Below are 20,622 nucleotides of genomic sequence, written 5' to 3'. Positions count from 1 at the left end.
GACGAACACCACTTTCAAGCGTAACATTCGCCCGATTTTTTAACGAGAAGGACACACACTTTGGACAGTCATAGTCGATACCGAATATCGCTCTAGACGCCCGCCTTTTTATTATCGGCGTGCGTTCGCCGGTAAATTTACCGCTATTTCGGCATCTCTTAACGAAAACTTTGCGATTTTTAACCGCACTTTCGTTTCCTCTTTAATTTGTTCACTGTTAGCTGTTCATAATCCCACAAGGAGTATGAAATGATCAACGCGTTTGCTATCAATGATTCCCGCTTGGTTCGCATTGACGAAGACCAAACTGATCTCAATACTGCCATTTGGCTTGATTTACTTGAGCCAACAGGCGAAGAACGTGAAATACTACAAGAAGGTTTAGGTCAGAGCCTAGCCTCTTTTCTTGAATTGGAAGATATTGAAGCTTCCGCCCGTTTCTTTGAAGATGAAGATGGTTTACACCTGCACTCATTTTTTTATTGCGAAGATGAAGACAATTATGCTGATTTAGCGAGCGTCGCTTTTACTATTCGTGATGGTCGTTTATTTACGTTGCGTGATCGCGAGCTACCGGCATTCCGTTTATATCGTATGCGTTCACGTAGCCAGCGTTTATTAGAATGTAATTCTTATGAAGTTTTGCTGGATTTATTTGAAACGAAAATTGAGCAATTAGCGGACGTGATTGAAAATGTTTATGCAGATTTGGAAGAGTTGAGTCGTGTTATTTTAAACGGAAAACAAGATGAAGCCTTTGATGAAGCATTAAATACACTCACAGAACAAGAAGATACGAGTTCAAAAGTTCGTTTGTGCTTGATGGATACCCAACGTGCATTAGGTTTCTTGGTTCGCAAAACTCGCTTACCAACTAATCAGTTAGAACAAGCACGAGAAATCTTACGAGATATTGAATCTTTGCAACCGCATAATGAATCCTTGTTCCAAAAAGTAAACTTTTTAATGCAAGCTGCGATGGGTTACATCAATATTGAACAGAACAAAATTATGAAATTCTTCTCAGTTGTTTCTGTGATGTTCCTTCCTGCAACATTAGTTGCGTCTACTTATGGTATGAACTTTGATTTTATGCCTGAATTACATTTTAAATATGGCTATCCAATGGCAATTGGATTAATGATCGCAGCCGCACTGACACCATATATTTATTTTAGAAGAAAAGGATGGTTATGATGGAATTATCCCAAACCGCATTATTTATTGGATCAATTATTAATCTTTATGCACTTGTATTAATCTTACGAGCTTGGTTACAGTTTGCTCGAGTGGATTATTACAGTCCCGTTTCAACATTTGCAGTCAAAATGACTGATCCAGTATTAAAACCTCTGCGTAAAATTGCGCCTACTGTGAAAAATATCGATACTTCTGCTTTACTGTTAGTATTTATTATCGGTATGTTGAAAGGTATTATTTATTTTGGTTTATCAGTAAATGTACTCTTAGTATTGGGCGTATTAACTGTATTGAAAAGCATTGGTTTAGCTATTTTCTATGTGCTTTTTATTGGGGCTGTTTTAAGTTGGTTTAATCGAGGTAATAATTCTATAAGTTATGCCTTTTATCAACTCTCCGAACCACTTTTAAAACCTATCCGTCGATTCTTACCTACATTAGGAATGATTGATTTTTCTCCTATGGTTGTTGTGTTTATCTTATTATTTTTAAATAATTTTATGCTTGATCTTCTAGGTGGACTTTGGATTATCGCTGGTTAGATATTCATATTCCTTATTTAAATATTGCTTTATAAAAAATATTGAAGATTTAGTTGGTAAGAATAGTATTTTCTATTCTTACCTTTTTTTTAGAGGTTTTTGATTTTTATAATTCTTATAAAAGATATAAAATTCTTTTATAAAAATAAGGGCGGGTTTATTTATATTGATATTTAAATAGCAGAATTTATTGTCCTATTACCTAAAGTACCATCATCAATCGCTTCTTTTGGCGTCCCAATAACTTCGGCGATTTTCTCTCCATTTTTAAAAAACACAAATCCACCATTTTCCATTTTTGTCCAAGATTCATCTTTGGTTAAAGGAAATGTTGTGATGATATTGACCTTATCTCCTGCTTTTGCATAATTGCTAAAATCAATTACTCCATCATCATCAATACGGTGAGCTTTGCCAAAAGGTGCTTTTCGCATAACATAATGTAAGTTTGTTGAGCAATGTGCAATCATCCACTCGCCATTAGAAAGAATGAAATTAAACGTACCGTGTTGAGCAAGTTCTTGTGTTACTTTTTGAATTGCTTCAAAAATTTCCATTTCACTTGGTTTTTTGCGGAAAGTATTTTTAAGATACTCAGCCATATAACAGAAAGCAGCTTCAGAATCTGTAGAACCTATTGGCTGTAAAAAATGATCTGTCATATCTGGTAAGTTTTTTAAATTACCATTATGTGCAAAAACCCAGTTTTGTCCCCAAATTTCACGAATGAACGGATGGGTGTTTTCAATATTGACTTCGCCTTGTGTTGCTTTACGAATATGCGCAATGACATTAAGAGATTTAATATTATATTGTTTTACACAATCTGCGATGGGGGAAAGACTGGCTGTTTGATTATCACGAAAAATACGTACACCTCGTCCTTCAAAAAAAGCGACTCCAAAGCCATCTGAATGGCAATCTGTTAAACCAGCGCGACGACGGAAACCTTCAAAAGAAAAAACAATATCCGTCGGCGTATTACAATTCATTCCGAGTAATTGACACATAATTTTAATTAGATATAACCTCACAATATGTGAGCGATTTAACACCATTATAGGGAGAATATCAAGAGAGATTTAATGAATTTTTATGTTGTATAGATATTAATGATAGAAATCTTATTTAATCTATTATTCTTTAAAAATCGAGATTTAACAGTCTCTTTCGGCTGATGTATTGTGGTACAAGCAAATAAACTCACAAGGAAAACAACAAGCAATGCCATCTTTAATTTATTCATAAATACAAAATTCCGAGAAATAAGAAAGCGCATATGATAGCGAAAATTGGGGACTGTGCAAGGGATTGGAATGAGACTAAAAAATGCAATAAAAACTGGAAATGTAATTCCAAACACACACAAAAAAATAAAATATGGAAATTAACTTCCAATTTTTGTACACTTTTTACAAATATGAAATTAACTTCCAATGAGTAAAACTATGATCTCTCGTGAAAATTATTTACAGCAACTGATTCAATTTAAAGATACTGATTTTATCAAAGTCATCTCTGGTGTTCGTCGTTCTGGTAAATCAGTGCTACTCATGCAATACCGTGATTACCTTCAACAACAAGGAATTTCCCCTGAAAATATTCTTTACCTCAATTTTGAATCTTTTGAATATCAATGGGTGAAAGACGCTCAAGACTTCCAACAGCTTATTCAAGAAAAAATGCCGTCTTCTCAAGAGAAAATCTATTTTCTGATTGATGAAATTCAGTTTGTGGAAGGTTGGCAAAAAATCGTCAATGCGCTTCGCGTAAGTTTTAACACCGATATAGTGATTACAGGTTCCAATGCCAACTTGCTTTCCGGTGAGCTTGCGACGTTGTTAAGCGGTCGGTATGTAGAAATCAAAATTTACCCGCTTTCTTTCAAAGAATTTTTGCACGCAAAAAATGTGGATAGTCAATCAAGATTGGTAAATAAACTCTATTCAGAATATGAAAAATATGGCGGTTTCCCCAGCGTTGTGATGGCTGATGAGCCTTTAAAAGAAACGATTTTATCGGGTATTTTTGATTCCATCGTGCTAAATGATATTGCCCACCGAGCTGGAGTGAAAGACACGCATATTCTTAAAAGTGTAATTCTCTTTTTAGCGGATAACGTAGGGCAGTTGGTGAATCCAAGCAAAATTAGCAACACGCTCACGTCCGAACGTGTTCCCACTTCAAATCACACCATAAGCAAATATCTTGATTTGTTAGAAAATGCCTTTCTTTTTTATAAAGCAAAACAATATGATATTCGCGGAAAAGGTTATTTAAAAACCAATGCCAAATATTTTATTGTGGATAACGGGTTAAGACGACACGCTATCGGCAAAAAAGGTGCAAATTATGCTAATCGTTTAGAAAATATCGTTTTTATTGAATTGCTAAGACGAGGTTATAGCGTAGATGTGGGCAAACTCGACAGCAAAGAAATTGATTTTATCGCCCGAAAAGCCGATGAAATTCTATATGTGCAAGTCGCCTTTGAAATCCCTGAAAATACCCACGAAACAGATAATCTTTTGCATATTAAAGATAACTATAAAAAGATCTTAATTACGGGAAAATATTACGAACAAACAGAGATTGATGGGATTGAAGTGATTTATGTGGTGGATTGGTTGTTGCAATAAATCCAAAAACGTTGAAAATTTTCACCGCACTTGTTGTGATTAATGTTTGTGGAGGCATGCATTTTCTAATGCGTGTCCTAAAAGTAAATAAAGTGCGGTCAGTTTTTCAGGTGTTTTTAGTGAAATAGGGTACACGCTGGGAAGCGTGCACAACCGAGATGATCTGATAAAGAAAGATAGCGCCAGCGTCCTCGCTGGTGCTATTTAATAAAAACATAGCAAATTTTATTCATAACCGTTGGCAGATCTAATATTCAAAATCCGTTGGATTTTCTGACCGCACTTTTAGATGAGAGGCACAAGCGAGGACGCTTGCGCCATCATAGGGAGGGTGGAAGAGAATTAAATATTAGCTTTTTGTTTTAAATAGTTCGAGAAATCAGGGTCAATGCTTAATAAAAAAGCTAAAGTACCTTTAAATTTATCTAAACTTTCCTGATCTAACAATCTTAAACTTGCTTTATGAGCAATAACTCTTAATTTTCTCTTTTTCTCTCTTCCAATGCTTATTTTTCCATCATTAGAAATTACTAATCCGGTTAATGTTCTATTGTGTTTACGTGATGTGAAAACTGTTTTTTCAGAATTTATTTCTAATTTTTTTGGGTAATTTAAATTTTTGCAGATTATTTCTATTTCTTCTAGCAATTCATCAAGGATGTTTGGATTGTTTGTGGAGAAAGCGAGATCATCAGCATATCTTGTATAGGTAACGCCTATATTTGCACAAAGTTGAGAGATTTGATCATCAAAGTCAATCATAATAATATTCGATATAAAGGGAGATGATGGTGCACCAATTGATAGATAAAGTTCTTTGCTCTCAGAGGTTTTATTTTTGCAAAAAAATATATTTGTTAATAAATGTCTTTCTTCATTTGATAAATCACTTTTTTTATCTTCTAGAAAATGTAAAAAATCAATACCCTTAATAGAGTTAAAAAAATTTTTGAAATCTATTTTTAATAAATATTTGTTATTTGAATGTGGTAAGACAAAATCTTTTATATTTTTATTTTTAACATAAGCTATTGCTGATGGATGAATTTTATATTTAGATAAGTATTTGTTTAGAGCCCAGGATTGTAATATTTTTAGGCTTCTGGTAGGTTCTGCTATTTCTCTAGTCCCACCATGACGCTTTTTTATATTATATGATTTATAACGACTAGGTGAAGAGTTTATAAAACTTAAAATTTCTTTCTCATTCAATGAGAATTTTTCTTTTAAATCATTAATTAACATTTTTTTCCACTAATTTCTATTTTGAATGATGATCTTTCAAACCTTTTTGGTTTGTTTGCCTGATAATTAATACAACTAACATAGTCTTTTATAGCTATACTATAAAGTTTATTATTTCCAGAGTTTTTAATTGATATCAATTCCAGTAAATCTAATATTGTGATTATATTTGTTATTTCTTTGGTATTTAAACTAATTCCAAATCCCTCGATAATATCTATGTAGAAGGATTTTGTTTTAGATGGGAATAAATCAATAAGATCTAAAAGTAGTAGAATTCTATGATGTCTGTTATTACAATTAAGTTTAGTATTTGGATTGCCAGCATCAGTGATTATATTCAGAAAATGATCTGAGATTTCTTTAAATAATCTATTTAGTTGTTCAGGAGTGTATGAATGAATAAATTCATCTTCTAAACTCCAGATATTTGTTAGTTCTTCAGATAATTCATTTTCTCTAATTTTCCTTATGGCTCCATAATTAAAAAAACTAGAATTATCATCCTTGATATATTTTTCAGGAGCTATGATTAATATATTTTTATGTAACTCTGTAATATTAGAAAACATTCCAATTTCTGTATGGGCACCAATACTTTCAGAAAAGATTATTACACCTTGGGATATAGAAGCAATGTCCAGTTCAAAATCAACTAAATTTGAGTATTTATTAAAATTTAACCATTGCGGATAGGATTCAGGAACAGTTAGATTATCAACGATATCATGACTAATAGTCTTACTCCATTGTATAAAACCTGCTCGAAATGAAGTGATTTCATTATAAGGGCGAAAATTTTCATGAGTAGGGCTCAATGGATCTTTGATTTGCTCTATTCTTTTTATGGATTCAGCTCCAGAACCAAAAACCCAGATAAAAGGTAATTTGTATTTTATCTGGGTTTTATTAGGATCAATTAACTCAAAAAAATATTTTTTAAGATTTTGCATTTTATTGCACTAACTACCTAAATGAGCGAGATAAAGGAAAAATTTCCGTGTAGCGAGGCGGGCGGAAATTTTTCCTTTATCTCGCCACAATTGGAAACAATTAATATTCAGTCTGGCGATTCGCCCGACAATAGATAGAATTTTCTACCAAAACGCGTAATTAGCTTAGTCATTATAATTCTAAAGATAGTATGAGAAAAGCTTTATTTACTTCATCGCCACACCCAACCATTTCATCATCTCTCTCTCATCCCAACCTTTACGTTTGGCATAATCTTGAGCTTGGTCTTCATCAATGCAACCTAAGGTGAAATAGTTACTTGCAGGGTGGGTGAAGTACCAACCGCAGACGGAAGCTGCCGACCACATGGCGTAGCTTTCGGTGAGTTTCATGCCGATGCATTGTTCGACTTCTAATAAATCCCAAATCAGGGCTTTTTCCGTGTGTTCCGGCCAGCTTGGATAACCCGGTGCAGGTCGGATGCCAACATAATTTTCATTAATTAACCCTTGGTTGTCAAATTCTTCTTGCGTGTAGCCCCAAATGCGGGTGCGAAGCTCAAAGTGCAGGTATTCTGCCATGGCTTCAGCGAGGCGATCGCCTACGGCTTGTAGCAAGATAGCGTTGTAGTCATCGCCTGCCGCTTTATAGCCTTCCACTAACGCCATTTCTTCAATACCAGCGCAAACAGTAAACATGCCGAACCAGTCTTTTTTGCCGCTTTCACGATCAGCAATGAAATCACTTAAGCAGAAGTTAAATGGGCTTTTGCTGTTTTTGCCACGTTCCGTTTGTTGGCGTAAGCCGTAAGCGGTGCCAATGGTTTGTGTGCGTTCTTCATCAGAGAATAGCACCATATCATCGCCCACGCGTTCCGCAGGGAAAATGCCTAAAATGCCGCTTGGGTTGAGTTTGTGGTTTTGTTCTAATTCATCTAAAACCACTTGTGCATCGTTCCACACTTTGCGTGCTTCTTCGCCACCTTCAGGATAATCAAAGGCATCCGGATAGCCGCCCATCAAGCCCCAAATACGGAAGAATGGCGACCAGTCGATAAATTTGCGCAACTCGGCAATTGGTACGTTTTTAAATTCCACAATGCCCGTTTGTTTTGGCGTTGGTGGCACGTAATCTGCCCATTCACCACTAAAGCCATCAAAGAGATTTGCACGTGCTTCTTCAATGCTAAGCTGTTCACGTAGCGGTTTACTATTTGCAAAAGATTGTTGGATTTTCTCGTAATCCTTTTTAAATTGTTCCCATAATGCCGCACGGCTTTCTGGGTTCATCAATGTCGCACACACCGTTACCGCACGGGAGGCATTTGAGGTATAAAATACGCCGTGTTCTTTATATTTTGGATAAAGTTTAATTGCCGTATGTTCTTTAGAGGTGATAGCACCGCCAATCATCACAGGCAGCTTCAAGCCTAAACGGGTCATCTCGCCTAAGAAGTATTCCATCTCATCTAAAGAAGGGGGTAATCAAGCCACTTAATGCGATGATATCCGCTTTTTCATCAATAGCAGTTTGAATGATTTTGTCCGCCGGCACCATGACGCCCAAGTCAATCACTTCAAAGTTATTACATTGCATTACCACGCTTACGATGTTTTTACCGATATCGAGCACGTCGCCTTTTACGGTTGCAATCACCACTTTACCGTTGCTGGAACCTTTTTGTTTGGTGGCGTTGATAAATGGCTCTAAATACGCCACAGATTGTTTCATCACGCGCGCCGATTTTACCACTTGCGGCAGGAACATTTTACCATCGCCGAATAAATCGCCGACTACGTCCATGCCAGCCATCAACGGGCCTTCAATCACATCTAGTGGGCTTGGTAATGTTTGGCAAGTGGTAATCCCTTTCACAAGGGCGTGTTTTAAAAGTTCTCCCACTGGCCAAGTGCACCATTCTGCGACAGAATCGACCGCACTTTTCTTAAACTTCTCGCCTCTAAAATCGGCTTAGGTCAGTTTATATTTTTGGATCATCGTCCCCATCGCACCGTCTAAAATGAGAATGCGATTTTCTAGAGCTTGTTTAAGTTGAGCGGTTTTATTCACCATAATTATTTTGTTCCGTAAATCTTAAATAAATAACTACGGAATAATAGGTGTAAGGGCTAGGGGTGTCAAATGTTAGAAGGAAAGTGCGGTGGAAAATTAAGGTTTTTTATTTAAGTGTTATGGCTGCGACAAAACAGGTAATTTTACATTCTCCGCATCCATTGCAACGTTCATTATCAATCTCTAAAGTGCTGGAGATTGCTTGTTGTGGGCAAGCGGTTTGGCAGTCTGGACAGGTTTGATTTTGTAGGATTAAACAGGCTGAGGAAAATTGTGGACGAAGTAATGTATCCGCTGGAAAATTAGGATGTAGTGCATTTGTCGGACAAACTTCTGCGCATTTACCACACAAATCACAAGGTGCGTAGTCAATTTCAAGGGTGGCTTGTTGCTGTTTTAGTTGAATTAAACCATTAGGGCAAGCTGAAGCGCATTCCCCACAACCATTGCAGACGGCGGAAAATAAATCTTCTCGTGCTGAAAAGGGAGGACGAGATTGCGTTTTTTCCATTGTTGATTTTGTAGCTGGAAATACATGACGCAATAGTCCTCTACGAGAAATGTGATGGTGGCTTAAATAAGCCTGATAATAGGCTTCGTTTTTCATTATCGATAAAATCTTACTGTCGGTATATTAATATGTAAATCTACTTGCCATTGTTGTAAAGTTTTTAGGGTAAGTAATGCAAGAGCTTGATAAAAATCAGAATTTTCTATTTTGCTTAGTTGTTCAAGGAAATGATACGCCCAAGTTAAGAAGTGTTCACGTAGAAATTCGATTAATAAGTGCGGTCGATTTTCTGCTAAATATGCAGCAAGCATTAGCATTAAGCCAATATGATCTTCTGGTTCATCTTGTTGTGTTTGAAATGCGATTTGATGTTGTTGTAAGAAATCGCGTAATGCTAAGAGAGAATTACCAAAAATAACACATTCAGGATCAAGATATACGGATCCCCAAGGTGGCGTAGGTAATTCATTTGGACCAATAAATAAATACTGATATTGTTCAGTGATATTTTGTTGCAGCCCTTTTTCAATAAGTGCGGTGATTTTTTTATGTGTTTTTACATCAAATGAAATTTCCCATTCCTGCATCCAATTTGGTTGGCGAAAGAATGTCAAAATATCAGTAAGTCGTGCATCATTAGGCTCATAGTAAAATACTGCACCGAGTAAACGCCCATAAATAGAAATTTGTTGAAGAGTATTTTGCATAGTATCTCCGAAAACAATTTGTCATTAGTGAATGGGGATATGAGGGTTGGTTAAATATTACTAATTAACGTTTCTAAAAATTGAGGCGTATGCTATACGCCTCAACATAATTTAACCACCAATCGCCATACCGTAAGTCATATGTAATCCATAAAATAATACGCGACCGATGCCTTCAGCTACTAACGTTAATAGAACGGAAATACCTAATAGTCCTATGTTTTTCACTCGGAATAAGAGGAAAGCTACAATGGAAAGTAAACATAAGCGAGTTACGGTCATTATGGCATAATTTGGTACGAGGTCAGCGGCATTTTGAATAGCACTGTGAATATTGTGTAAATTGAAGCCTTGATATATGGCGACTATTGCGACCAATAATACTCCAATGGCAAATAAACTTGGCAGACGCTGAAGCTGATATTCACGTTGTTTATTAGGGATTAATAACGCATAGCTCAATGTTAATCCACCTAATACAACGGTAAGATAGAATGACCAAGAGGTTAATGCATTATTCCAAGTTGGTATGCTTGTAATATGGTAAACCTGATTCATTACATACATAAATAGTATGCCGATAAGGGCGATCACAATTCGCCATACATTTCCAAGTGAAGCTGGCATTTTACCTAAAATTGCAATCAGCCAGTAGAAACCTGCTAATGCGAAAAATATTGCACCAGTGGCAATTTCATTACTCATCATTGATGAGCCGACTCTATTAAGTGAATTAAATGCACGTATAGGTAAGCCAAGATGCATAATGGAAGCAATAAATCCAATACCTAGCAAAGCCAAAATCACAAACATTACTTTATGAATATAAGTGCGACTTTTTGTATTTTTCTCATTTAATAGTACAAATGTGAAAACAAGCCAAGCACCGACCGCACTTTGTGCCAAAACTGTAAAAAATACTAGTGGCAGTTCATATAATCCTGTATTCATCTTACACCTCTCTTGGGTTTCCTAAGAACCCACTTGTATCGCTACTTAAACGAGCGTGTTTATTGGGTTTTACCACTAAATTTGGTTGAGTGATATCAGCCGGTGGTAGTGGTGCGATGGAGGCTTGAGTGCCGTATTTTGCTCGAAGTTCATCAATAGGAGCGAAATCCAATGCACGTAGTGGGCAGGCATCAACACAAATCGGTTTTTGACCTGATTTTATGCGAGAATAACATCCATCACATTTTGTCATATGACCTTTTTGTGCATCATATTGCGGTGCATCATAAGGACATGCCATATGGCAATAACGACAACCGATACAAATTTCTTCATTGACGATCACGAAACCATCTGCATTTTTGTGCATTGCACCAGTTGGGCAAACTTTTGTACAAGCAGGATCTGCACAATGATTACAAGAAATAGACATATAATAAGCAAATATATTTTGATGCCAGCATCCATCTGCTTGTTGATTCCACTGACCACCTGTATATTCATAAATACGACGAAAATTGACTTCTGTGCCAAGATCTTTGTAATCCTTACAGGCTAATTCACAAGTTTTACAGCCTGTGCAGCGTTCAGAATCAAAATAAAAACCATATTGTTCCATAATTATCCCCCTACAAACGTTCCACTTGAACTAAATTAGAATGTTGCGGATTACCTTTCGCAAGCGGTGATGGGCGTTGTGTCGTAAGTACATTAATGCAACCTGAATGATCGATACGATCTTTATCTGGTGCATACCAAGCCCCCTCGCTTAATGCCACAACCCCTGGAATAATACGGGGGGTAATTTTTACATTAATACGTACTTCGCCTCGATCATTAAAGATACGAATCATATCGCCATTTTTAATATTACGAGGTTCTGCATCAATAGGATTCATCCAAACTTCTTGTGGATTAGCTGCTTTTAATACATCCACATTGCCATAAGTTGAATGGGTTCTCGCTTTGTAGTGAAAACCACTTAGTTGTAACGGATATTTTTCCATTAATGGATCACCGTAATGCTCAAAACTTTGGGCGTGAATAGGTAAGGGATGAATCACTTCATCTTCTGCTAATTTCCAAGTTTTTGCTATTTCAGCTAGACGAGAAGAATAAATTTCAATTTTTCCAGATGGCGTTTTAAGTGGATGGGCTTCTGGATTATCACGGAAATCTTTGTATGCAACTTTAAAGCCATTAGGATCAACCTTTTTAAAAATACCTTGTTGTCTAAATTCTTCAAAAGTAGGTAATTCAGGTAATTTTTCTCGAGATTGCTCATAAATATGGCGTAACCATTCCTCTTGTGTTCTTCCTTCAGTAAATTTTTCTTTTACGCCCATTTTCTCAGCTAAATCACTCAACATATCGTAAATAGGTCTACATTCAAAAGATGGTTTGATCACTTGATCTGCAAAAATGACATAGGCCATATTGGATACAAAGGCATCTAAAGCGAAATCCATTTGTTCTGAAGTTGTACAATCTGGTAATAAAATATCACTGTATTTGGCAGTAGATGTCATATGATTATCAATAGTAATGATCATTTCACATTGGGTATCATCTTGTAAAATATCGTGGGTACGATTGATTTGTGCATGCTGATTAATCAAACAGTTACTTGCGTAATTCCAAATTACTTTAATGGGGGAAGATAATTTATCAACACCACGAATACCATCTGTAAGTGCGGTCATTTCTGTGCCTCGAATAATTGCATCTGTCCATAAAAACATTGGAATGCTTGCTTTCACGGGATTTTTTAGCGTAGGCATCCGCACAAATGGAATGCTGTACGCACTTTCACGTGCACCAGTGTTACCACCGTGAATTCCAACATTACCCGTTAAGATTGGTAACATCGCAATGGCACGAGAGATTAATTCTCCATTACTACGACGTTGAGGCCCCCAACCTTGGGAAATAAAGGCGGGTTTTGTACTGCCAATTTCACGTGCGAGTTTAATAATTCTCTCCGCTGGAATACCAGTGATTTTAGCCGCCCATTCAGGGGTTTTAGCGATACCATCATCACCATAACCTAAAATATAGGCTTTATAATGACCATTTTTAGGGGCGTCAGCGGGTAATGTTTTTTCATCATAACCAACACAATATTTATCTAAGAAAGGTTGATCCACGAGATTTTCTTGAATCATTACATAAGCAAGAGCTGAAACGAGGGCTGCATCAGTGCCTGGACGAATTGGGATCCACTCATCTTCACGCCCTGCACCAGTATCATTATAACGAGGATCGATAATAATCATTTTGGCATTGGAACGAGCTTTGGCTTGTTCAATACAATAAGTTAAACCACCTCCACTCATACGAGTTTCTGCAGGATTATTACCGAATAACACTATTAATTTGGTGTTTTCAATGTCAGCCATTCCATTTCCCAATGCCCAACCACCACCATAGGTATAATCTAAACCGACTGCAATTTGTGCGGTGCTGTAATCACCATAATGGTTTAAATATCCACCAATACAATTCATAAAACGAGCGATCATAGTTGATGCAGGTGGCCAAGATTTAGCCATTGTGCCACCGAGTGTTCCCGTACCATAGTTTAAATAAATTGATTCATTGCCATATTTTTTGATATTGCGTTTCAATGCGTCTGCAATTTCAGTTAAAGCCTCATCCCAACTGATTCGTTTGAATTTACCTTCTCCGCGTTTACCTATACGTTTCATTGGATATTTTAAACGGTCTGGGTTATACACTCGACGACGCATAGAACGTCCACGTAGACAAGAACGAACCTGATGATCAAGATTATATGTTTCTGTCCCCGTATTATCGGTTTCCACATAAGTGATTCGGTTATCTTTTACGTGCATTCGTAATGGACAACGGCTACCACAGTTTACTGTACAAGCACTCCAAACAATACGTTCCTGACTATTTTCATTGAGGTATTGTGTCTCTTTAGCCATTACATTGAAAGGTAAAGTAAGATTTGAAACTGCCAGTGCAGCTCCCGCAGATGACGCCTTGACAAAATCTCGGCGACTTATTTGATTAAAGTTACTCATAATATCGTCCCCCACAGTAAGATCGAGTAATAACTAAAACGAGTTAATTATAATCTTTGTATAGAAGTTTTACTTGAGCCAAATCAACTAATTATTAATAGGTATATTATTTATAGGGTATTTTAGTAGGTTGATGTTTTTATAAATTTTGGAATAACAAATTGACTATAGATTTAAAAATCCGTTAGCATAGTGGCGTATTAGTTTATCTAATATGTTAAGTTTAACTATTATTAACTAGAGGATCTTTTCATGAAGAAACTTATCGCGGTTGCGGTGTTTTCTGCGTGTGGCTCGTTAGCTCATGCAAACACCATTATTCCAAACTACAATACAGACGCCCATCTTTACGAATTCACGCAAACCTACGATTTAGTTGCACCAAAAGGCTCGCAAGGACAAACCAATTTATGGGTTCCATTGCCATTTAATGGAGAATACCAACAAGTGAAATCGATTCACTTTGAAGGTAATTACATGAATGCCTATGTAACAGAAAACAATAAATACGGTGCGAAAACCTTATTTGCCACTTGGGATAAAGATGCACAAAAACGTGATTTAAAAGTCACGATGGTCATTGAAACAAAAGACCGTGAACCTATGGTGAAAGGTGCTTTAGAGAATTATACTCCGCCAAAAGATATTCAGTATTCCGTGGATGTACAAGAGTATTTAAAAGCTACTCAACACATTAAAACTGATGGCATTGTGAAAGAATTTGCTGACAAAATCGTAGGTAAAGAAACTAATCCATTGAAAAAAGCAGAACTTATTCACCATTGGATCGTAAAAAATATGGAACGTGATAATTCTGTATTAGGTTGTGGTGACGGCGATGTAGAAAAAATTCTTACTACTGGCGTATTAAAAGGTAAATGTACCGATATTAACTCTGTATTTGTGGCGCTTGCTCGTGCGGCAGACATCCCAGCCCGTGAAATTTTTGGTATTCGCTTAGGTGCGGCAGAGAAAATGGGCAAATATTCCAAAGGTGCTTTCGGTAGTGCGAATGAACAAGGCATCGCAAACGTAAGTGGCGGTCAGCACTGCCGTGCTGAATTCTACCTTGCAGGATTTGGATGGGTACCAGTTGATTCCGCAGACGTTGCCAAAATGCGTTTAGCAGAGAAAAAATCTGTTGAAGATAAAGATACACAAGCCGTAACAAAATATTTGTTTGGTAACTGGGAAGCAAACTGGGTGGGATTTAATCATGCCCGTGACTTCGATTTATATCCACAACCAGAACTGGCTCCAATCAATAACTTCGGCTATCCGTATGCTGAAGTGGGTGGCGATCCGTTAAATTCCTTTGATCCAAAAGAATTTAAATATGACTACGTCTCTAAAAAGCTCTAATAAATCCTTTTGGGTTGCCATAGCCACCGCACTTAGTGCCGCGGTGGCATCAACTTTGTGCTGCATCGCACCATTAATCTATTTAGTGTTCGGCGTGTCATCTACATGGTTGATTGGCTTAGGCGAATATGATTATTTGCGTATTCCTATGCTTATCGTTTCATTATGTGCCTTCGCCTATGGATTTTGGCTGTTGATGTTTTCCAAAAAAATCATTTGTAGCAAATATATTTCCCGTAAAAAACTCATCGTTTTATATTGGATTGTATTTATCGTGATGATTTTTTTCTTAACCTATCCAACAATTTTGCCTTGGATTTTAGAATTAGCTAATTAGGAATAAAAATGAAGAAATTATGTACCGCACTTTTGCTTTCGCTGTTTGCAATTTCTTTCGCTCATGCGAATGAAACCAAACAAATTGTGCTAAAAGTGAATGAAATGAACTGCCAGCTTTGTGCTTATTTAGTGAATAAAGAGTTACGCAATATTGATGGCGTGATTTCCACTAAAGCCTCCATTAAAGATAGAACCGTTACTGTTGTAGAAGACCCCAAAGTGGCTGATGAGCAATTGATTAATGCCATTCACAAATTGGAATATACAACGGAAGTGATTAAATAAAGTGATAAAAAAATAAAAGTGCGGTCGATTTTTGAGAGGTTTTAAAACTCTTTAGAAATTGACCTCACTTTTTATCTTTAAGAATCGACTTATTTAATCATGCCACATGCCATACGTGGGCCGCCACCGCCAAGTGGAGCAGGATGATCTGAGTGGTTATCGCCACCTGCGTGAATCATAATAGAGTGACCACGAACTTCATCTAATTTTTTAAGACGTGGAGCTAAAACAGGGTTAGTTGCTGTACCATCATGTAATACTGTTAAAGCCGGTAAGTCACCTAAGTGAGCATCATCTTGCCATGGGTAACCATGTTGTTTTGCACCTTTAGAATCCCAGTGACCGCCAGCCGCTAAACCTGCTATTAATTTACCGTCTTTTTCTTTTGGTTCACAGCTTGGGTTTTCATAAATATGGAAACCATGTAAACCTTCAGCTAAACCTTGTAGATTTGGTGTAAACACTAAACCATAATTTGATTCAGTAATGGTTAATGGTTACAGTCCCTACATCTTTGTTACCATTTGCAGGATCTGATTGTTGTACTTTTACTTCGATGGAAGGATGTGCTGGTTTTGCCATATGGTCATGCGCATTTTCCACGCCAGCAGCACAAATTCCGCTGATTGCTAATGCTACGAGAGTTTCATTTTCATCATAAGCTTCTTTACTTTAGAAAGACTCAAATTGATTCTACCTAAATATCAATAAAAAATTATCTTTATATTAAAGACTTAACAATTAAACCAATTTTAGCTTTCTATCAATTTTAAATTAAGACATTACTTATTAATTATTTTTGAGTTTGATCATAATATTGATACGCTTTGTCCATATCTTCAAAATGGTGCATCATACCATTTTCCAACACCACAGCTTTATCACAATAAGATTTCATTGCACTTGGACTATGTGAAACCAAAATAATGGAACGATCTTTACGCTTTTCAAATAATTCATATTTGCATTTCTCTGCAAACCGAGAATCTCCCACCGCTATTACTTCATCGATCAAATAACAATCAAATTCAACAGAAAGAGAAAGAGCGAATGCAAGCCGAGCTTTCATCCCTGAAGAGTATTTCTTCACTGGTTCATAAAGATAATCACCTAATTCAGAAAATTCTTTTGTAAAACGAGTCACATATTCAGGATCAACATCATATAAACGGCAGATAAAACGCAGGTTATCCATCCCGGTTAAGCTTCCCTGAAATGCACCACTAAAAGCTAATGGCCAAGAAATACTCATTGAACGATCAATAGTGCCGCTTGTTGGGGGTTCTACTCCACTGATCAACCGAATAAGTGTTGATTTGCCTGCTCCATTTCGTCCTAGGATCCCAATTTTCTCACCTTTTTTTAACTCAAAATTGATATCTTTTAGTACCGTTTTCCAACCACTATTAGTGTGATACTTTTTACACACTTTATTCATACGAATCATTGCGCCTCAATCCCTTTACTGAAATTTTTAACCATCACTAAGCCAATTAGCAATAAAGCCAAATCACTTACGACTAAAAATCCGATGCTCTCATAAGTGACTACCGTATCCCCAAAGTAACCATGACGAAACATTTCCGTACCATGAATCATTGGAAGCCAAAGTGCAATAGATTGAGCCTGTGATGGAAGATTATGTACAAAGAAAAATGCTCCTGAAATAGGTAACAATACGAAACTTAAGGTCCCCCAAATTTTACCAAAAACCTCAAATTGCTGAGCGATAGCACAAATAATTAGGCCTAAGCTAAAAGCAAACATAGCCATGAGAAACCATGCAATAAGCATATAAAACACATCTTGTGGCGCATCAATCCAACCGATCATCACCAGGATTACCATAAAAAGAATTTGAGCAATAGAAGCCCCCGCCACCTCCAGTAAAACTCGTGTAAAAATAGTATCTAACACACGAACATTTCGATGATAAAGTAAGCTAAGATTTGCTGAAATTGATCCAATTGCACGATTCGAAGCATTGCGCCACATCATCGCCATAGGATAGCCCGTCATGACAAAAGCAATCATATTTAAAGTTGAAAATTTATCAGCACGAATAAATTTCCACATCATCACAATAAAAAAAGTCATGAGTAAAGGCTCAACAAACAGCCATAGAAAGCCAATATTTTTACGCCCATAACGAGAGACTATTTCACGCATAAGTAATGCGTTAATCACCCTCCCTTGAATCGCTAATGATTGTTTAAACGTTGTTTGATCACCATATTGCATTAGTTTTTATGCTCTCTTATGCTTGCGATAAGTAAACTCAATACACCATATAACATTAAACCGACAATAAAGGTCGCAATGATATTATAAATACGACTTGGCTCTAATGCCCAGTCAGGTTTACTTGGTTGACTAATTATTTCTAAATAAAGTTGTTGGCGATCGGCTTCTCCGCGAGTGTTTTGTAAAGATGTCATTGCTGCGGTCAATTGTTGTTGAGCAAGCTCATTGTCTAAGACTAAACGTTGATAATCTGCAGTTTGTGTTGCAGCTGAATTTCCATTACCTGATAATTGACGTGTTTGTTCATCAATTTCTCTTTTCAAACTTTTCTGGCGCATTTGCAATGCGGGTACTTGTGGGTTATCTGGCGTGATTGAAATTAATTGTGCTAATTGAGTTTCAACTCGGATTAATTCACTTTTCAACGTTGAAATTAATGAAATTTGCACGCCAGATTGAGCCGGTAAATCAAAAATTTTATTTTTAATACGATATTGACTCAATGCTTGTGCACTTTCATTCACATTTTTCTCTGCATCTTTTACGGCCTGCTCAGCAAATTCAATCGTATCTTTTCTTGCACGCTCATTTAATCTATTGATTAATGATTCACCTTCTTTCAATAAGCGCTCATTGATTTGATAACCTTCTTCAGCATCAAAAGCATGCACTCGCAATGTTGCAATGCCAGAAATAGAATCCACATCAACACTCAAACGTTCTTTAAAATAACGATAGAATGCCTCTTGTGTATCATTCAAACCAAACCCATTAAAGCGGCTTAATAAATCGCCTTTTTCAGAATAAAAAGTGCGAAGAGGCAAACTTTGCTCTAATGCTGATAGTGCTGTACGTGAACGCATATACTCTTGCACAGAGTAAGTATCATCCTGTGAACGAGAAAAACCCGTACTTTGCAATAATGCACCAACTCCGCTTAAAGAAGACTGACTGCGAGGAGAACGTACTACAAAACTAGATTCTGAAACATAGATATCAGATGCTAATAGACCAAAATATACTGCAGAAAAAGCAGTTGGAATCAATACAGTTAATCCAAAAAGCGAATTCATTTTATTCCAAAGTGATTTCTTCTTTTTCTTCGGTGCCACTGGGTTTTCGGTTGTCATATTATCCCCTTAAATTAATAACTTCTGATCGTATTGGTCGTACTCGTTACCGGCGAGGTAATCGAGAAAATCATTCTCAAGAATTTTTGGAATTCTGAAAGCGGTGCATTCGACACATATACAATATCTTTATCTTGGATAGGGAAGCGTTGTAATAAAAACATGGTTTCCGGTTGTAATAAATTCGCACGGTATACGGTTGGCACTTCCATGCCATTACCATACCCCTTAGCCGCCCATTCTTGCTGTGCTTTAGAGTCTAATTGTGCAAACGGCATATAACGGAATACAAAGACACCTCGTGGGTCAGAACGCGTGTCAATCAAACCGCCCATTTTACCAATCGCTTCAGCAAGCGTAATACCACTGCTAGAAAAACGTAACTGTTGGTTATTACCTACAGCGCCTAGCCCTGTAAATTTATATGGCGTATTTAAAAGTGAAACCACATCGCCTGCACGTAATACAATATTTTGCTTAGGATCGGCAATTAAGGTTTCAAATGCCAATGTTTTCACTTGATTTCCTCGCGTAAGCTGAACAGTCACATCTTCAATATTTTCTGTTGATCCACCTACAGCAGCCACTGCATCTAAAACACGTTCATCATTTGCAGTTAATGGCATACGCACAGTACTACCTTGACGAATAACAATCACATCTGATGAATTATTGTTAGCAATTTTAACTACTGCCTGTGGTTGATTTGCTTTACGTCTAAGGCTTGCCACAATTTGAGCTTGAATAACCTCTGGTGTCTTACCTGCGACACTGATATTTCCAACAAATGGCACGGTTACCGTACCATTTTTATTTACGATTTGTGAAGGTAATTGTGTAACATGGCCACTGCCCTGTCCTTCACTACTAAATGTTGTACCAAATAACACTGCTGGAGGGGCTTCCCAAATGGAGATCTCTAATACATCACCCACATTTACAGCACCAGCATAACCGCTGCTGCCAGACACATCTGCAAACCCTGAAAAGCGTTGACTTTGTTGTGCCATGTACATTTGTTGCACGAGTAATTCATTTAACTCAACTACATTAACTTTTGCTGCTAACTCAGATGCATCAGCTCCTTGGTTTATATCTAATACCGCTGAATGACTTGGTCCTGAAGTTGGTAACGAAGAACAAGCGGAAAGTCCAAACATCAATGCAAAGCTGACCGCTTTTAGTGGATAATTTTTCATTGAATATCTCATCTCATGATTAGGAATAAAAACGTCAAGACTTGCAAAATATTGCATAAATCATTTTCGCTCATATGCGTGAAAATAATCCTGCAGAGTATAGCATTTATTCAATCAGGAATCAAAATTTTTATCCCCTCTTTAATATTAATACGATTTATGTATTGTTTATATTTTTATAAATCTCATAA

The 20,622-nt window shown here is 36.8% G+C and carries 18 protein-coding genes and 3 pseudogenes; 6 read left to right on the top strand and 15 right to left on the bottom strand.

Annotated elements, in window-relative coordinates; all coding sequences use genetic code 11:
* Window positions 1-249 precede the first annotated feature (249 nt).
* Together corA and ACPT8O_RS08850 are read left to right on the top strand one after the other, a co-directional pair.
* The gene (gene corA / locus ACPT8O_RS08855; protein ID WP_021034831.1) at window positions 250-1,197 is read left to right on the top strand and encodes a magnesium/cobalt transporter CorA; all 948 of its coding nucleotides are present in this window, start codon (window positions 250-252) and stop codon (window positions 1,195-1,197) included.
* A complete protein-coding gene (locus ACPT8O_RS08850) occupies window positions 1,197-1,742 on the top strand; it encodes a YggT family protein (RefSeq protein WP_021034832.1) in 546 nt (181 codons plus the stop codon). The genes corA and ACPT8O_RS08850 overlap by 1 nt, the downstream gene beginning before the upstream one ends.
* Window positions 1,743-1,915: 173 nt before the next feature.
* On the opposite strand, the gene ACPT8O_RS08845 is transcribed toward ACPT8O_RS08850, so the two are convergent.
* Together ACPT8O_RS08845 and ACPT8O_RS08840 are read right to left on the bottom strand one after the other, a co-directional pair.
* Window positions 1,916-2,752 (bottom strand): class II glutamine amidotransferase, encoded by an 837-nt coding sequence (locus ACPT8O_RS08845; protein ID WP_014550958.1) that lies wholly within the window; start codon window positions 2,750-2,752, stop codon window positions 1,916-1,918.
* 125 nt (window positions 2,753-2,877) lie between these two features.
* A pseudogene (locus ACPT8O_RS08840) lies at window positions 2,878-3,111 on the bottom strand (hypothetical protein); the annotation flags it as partial.
* A gap of 67 nt (window positions 3,112-3,178) precedes the next feature.
* Here ACPT8O_RS08840 and ACPT8O_RS08835 point away from each other — a divergent pair.
* Complete coding sequence (locus ACPT8O_RS08835; RefSeq protein ID WP_041175290.1) at window positions 3,179-4,381, top strand: ATP-binding protein; 1,203 nt, start codon at window positions 3,179-3,181, stop codon at window positions 4,379-4,381.
* A gap of 342 nt (window positions 4,382-4,723) precedes the next feature.
* On the opposite strand, the gene ACPT8O_RS08830 is transcribed toward ACPT8O_RS08835, so the two are convergent.
* The 8 genes and pseudogenes from ACPT8O_RS08830 to ACPT8O_RS08795 all read right to left on the bottom strand — a co-directional run bounded on the left by ACPT8O_RS08830 (window position 4,724) and on the right by ACPT8O_RS08795 (window position 13,872).
* Window positions 4,724-5,626 (bottom strand): retron St85 family RNA-directed DNA polymerase, encoded by a 903-nt coding sequence (locus ACPT8O_RS08830; protein ID WP_021034835.1) that lies wholly within the window; start codon window positions 5,624-5,626, stop codon window positions 4,724-4,726.
* Window positions 5,620-6,579, bottom strand: a complete 960-nt coding sequence (locus ACPT8O_RS08825) for a retron St85 family effector protein (RefSeq protein ID WP_021034836.1) — start codon at window positions 6,577-6,579, stop codon at window positions 5,620-5,622. The genes ACPT8O_RS08830 and ACPT8O_RS08825 overlap by 7 nt, the downstream gene beginning before the upstream one ends.
* 207 nt (window positions 6,580-6,786) lie before the next feature.
* Window positions 6,787-8,524, bottom strand: a pseudogene (locus ACPT8O_RS08820) (vitamin B12 dependent-methionine synthase activation domain-containing protein); the annotation flags it as partial.
* A gap of 235 nt (window positions 8,525-8,759) precedes the next feature.
* Window positions 8,760-9,260: a ferredoxin-type protein NapF gene (gene napF / locus ACPT8O_RS08815; protein WP_005669790.1), complete on the bottom strand. Its 501-nt coding sequence runs from the start codon at window positions 9,258-9,260 to the stop codon at window positions 8,760-8,762.
* Window positions 9,260-9,871 (bottom strand): Tat proofreading chaperone DmsD, encoded by a 612-nt coding sequence (dmsD, locus tag ACPT8O_RS08810; protein WP_005669792.1) that lies wholly within the window; start codon window positions 9,869-9,871, stop codon window positions 9,260-9,262. Before dmsD ends, napF begins: the two co-directional genes overlap by 1 nt.
* A 111-nt stretch (window positions 9,872-9,982) precedes the next feature.
* Window positions 9,983-10,822, bottom strand: a complete 840-nt coding sequence (locus ACPT8O_RS08805; protein ID WP_041175291.1) for a dimethyl sulfoxide reductase anchor subunit family protein — start codon at window positions 10,820-10,822, stop codon at window positions 9,983-9,985.
* A gap of 1 nt (window position 10,823) precedes the next feature.
* Complete coding sequence (locus ACPT8O_RS08800) at window positions 10,824-11,441, bottom strand: DMSO/selenate family reductase complex B subunit (protein WP_005669796.1); 618 nt, start codon at window positions 11,439-11,441, stop codon at window positions 10,824-10,826.
* Between the two features lie 10 nt (window positions 11,442-11,451).
* On the bottom strand, window positions 11,452-13,872 hold the full coding sequence (locus tag ACPT8O_RS08795; RefSeq protein ID WP_021034840.1) for a DMSO/selenate family reductase complex A subunit: 2,421 nt from the start codon (window positions 13,870-13,872) through the stop codon (window positions 11,452-11,454).
* 252 nt (window positions 13,873-14,124) lie between these two features.
* On the opposite strand from ACPT8O_RS08795, the gene ACPT8O_RS08790 reads away from it, so the two are divergent.
* The 3 genes from ACPT8O_RS08790 to ACPT8O_RS08780 are packed head-to-tail and all read left to right on the top strand — an operon-like array spanning window position 14,125 to window position 15,858.
* Window positions 14,125-15,234, top strand: coding sequence for a transglutaminase-like domain-containing protein (locus ACPT8O_RS08790; protein ID WP_021034841.1), 1,110 nt, complete (start codon window positions 14,125-14,127; stop codon window positions 15,232-15,234).
* Window positions 15,209-15,571, top strand: coding sequence for a mercuric transporter MerT family protein (locus ACPT8O_RS08785; protein ID WP_021034842.1), 363 nt, complete (start codon window positions 15,209-15,211; stop codon window positions 15,569-15,571). Before ACPT8O_RS08790 ends, ACPT8O_RS08785 begins: the two co-directional genes overlap by 26 nt.
* A gap of 8 nt (window positions 15,572-15,579) precedes the next feature.
* Window positions 15,580-15,858 (top strand): heavy-metal-associated domain-containing protein, encoded by a 279-nt coding sequence (locus tag ACPT8O_RS08780; RefSeq protein ID WP_021034843.1) that lies wholly within the window; start codon window positions 15,580-15,582, stop codon window positions 15,856-15,858.
* A gap of 89 nt (window positions 15,859-15,947) precedes the next feature.
* On the opposite strand, the pseudogene sodC reads toward ACPT8O_RS08780, so the two are convergent.
* The 5 genes and pseudogenes from sodC to bexD all read right to left on the bottom strand — a co-directional run bounded on the left by sodC (window position 15,948) and on the right by bexD (window position 20,431).
* A pseudogene (gene sodC, locus ACPT8O_RS08775) lies at window positions 15,948-16,440 on the bottom strand (superoxide dismutase [Cu-Zn] SodC).
* 211 nt (window positions 16,441-16,651) lie between these two features.
* On the bottom strand, window positions 16,652-17,305 hold the full coding sequence (gene bexA / locus ACPT8O_RS08770; RefSeq protein ID WP_021034845.1) for a capsule polysaccharide exporter ATP-binding protein BexA: 654 nt from the start codon (window positions 17,303-17,305) through the stop codon (window positions 16,652-16,654).
* Complete coding sequence (gene bexB, locus ACPT8O_RS08765) at window positions 17,302-18,099, bottom strand: capsule polysaccharide exporter permease BexB (RefSeq protein ID WP_021034846.1); 798 nt, start codon at window positions 18,097-18,099, stop codon at window positions 17,302-17,304. The genes bexA and bexB overlap by 4 nt, the downstream gene beginning before the upstream one ends.
* Window positions 18,099-19,232, bottom strand: a complete 1,134-nt coding sequence (bexC, locus tag ACPT8O_RS08760; protein ID WP_021034847.1) for a capsule polysaccharide exporter BexC — start codon at window positions 19,230-19,232, stop codon at window positions 18,099-18,101. The genes bexB and bexC overlap by 1 nt, the downstream gene beginning before the upstream one ends.
* Window positions 19,233-19,246: 14 nt before the next feature.
* Complete coding sequence (gene bexD / locus ACPT8O_RS08755) at window positions 19,247-20,431, bottom strand: capsule polysaccharide exporter BexD (protein WP_021034848.1); 1,185 nt, start codon at window positions 20,429-20,431, stop codon at window positions 19,247-19,249.
* Window positions 20,432-20,622: the final 191 nt, after the last annotated feature.

The organism is Haemophilus sp. HN_Hi08, from assembly GCF_049824455.1.
GTDB lineage: Bacteria > Pseudomonadota > Gammaproteobacteria > Enterobacterales > Pasteurellaceae > Haemophilus > Haemophilus influenzae_D.
The sequence above is the reverse complement of the archived record's forward strand: the minus strand, read 5'-3'. Positions and strand labels throughout refer to the sequence as shown.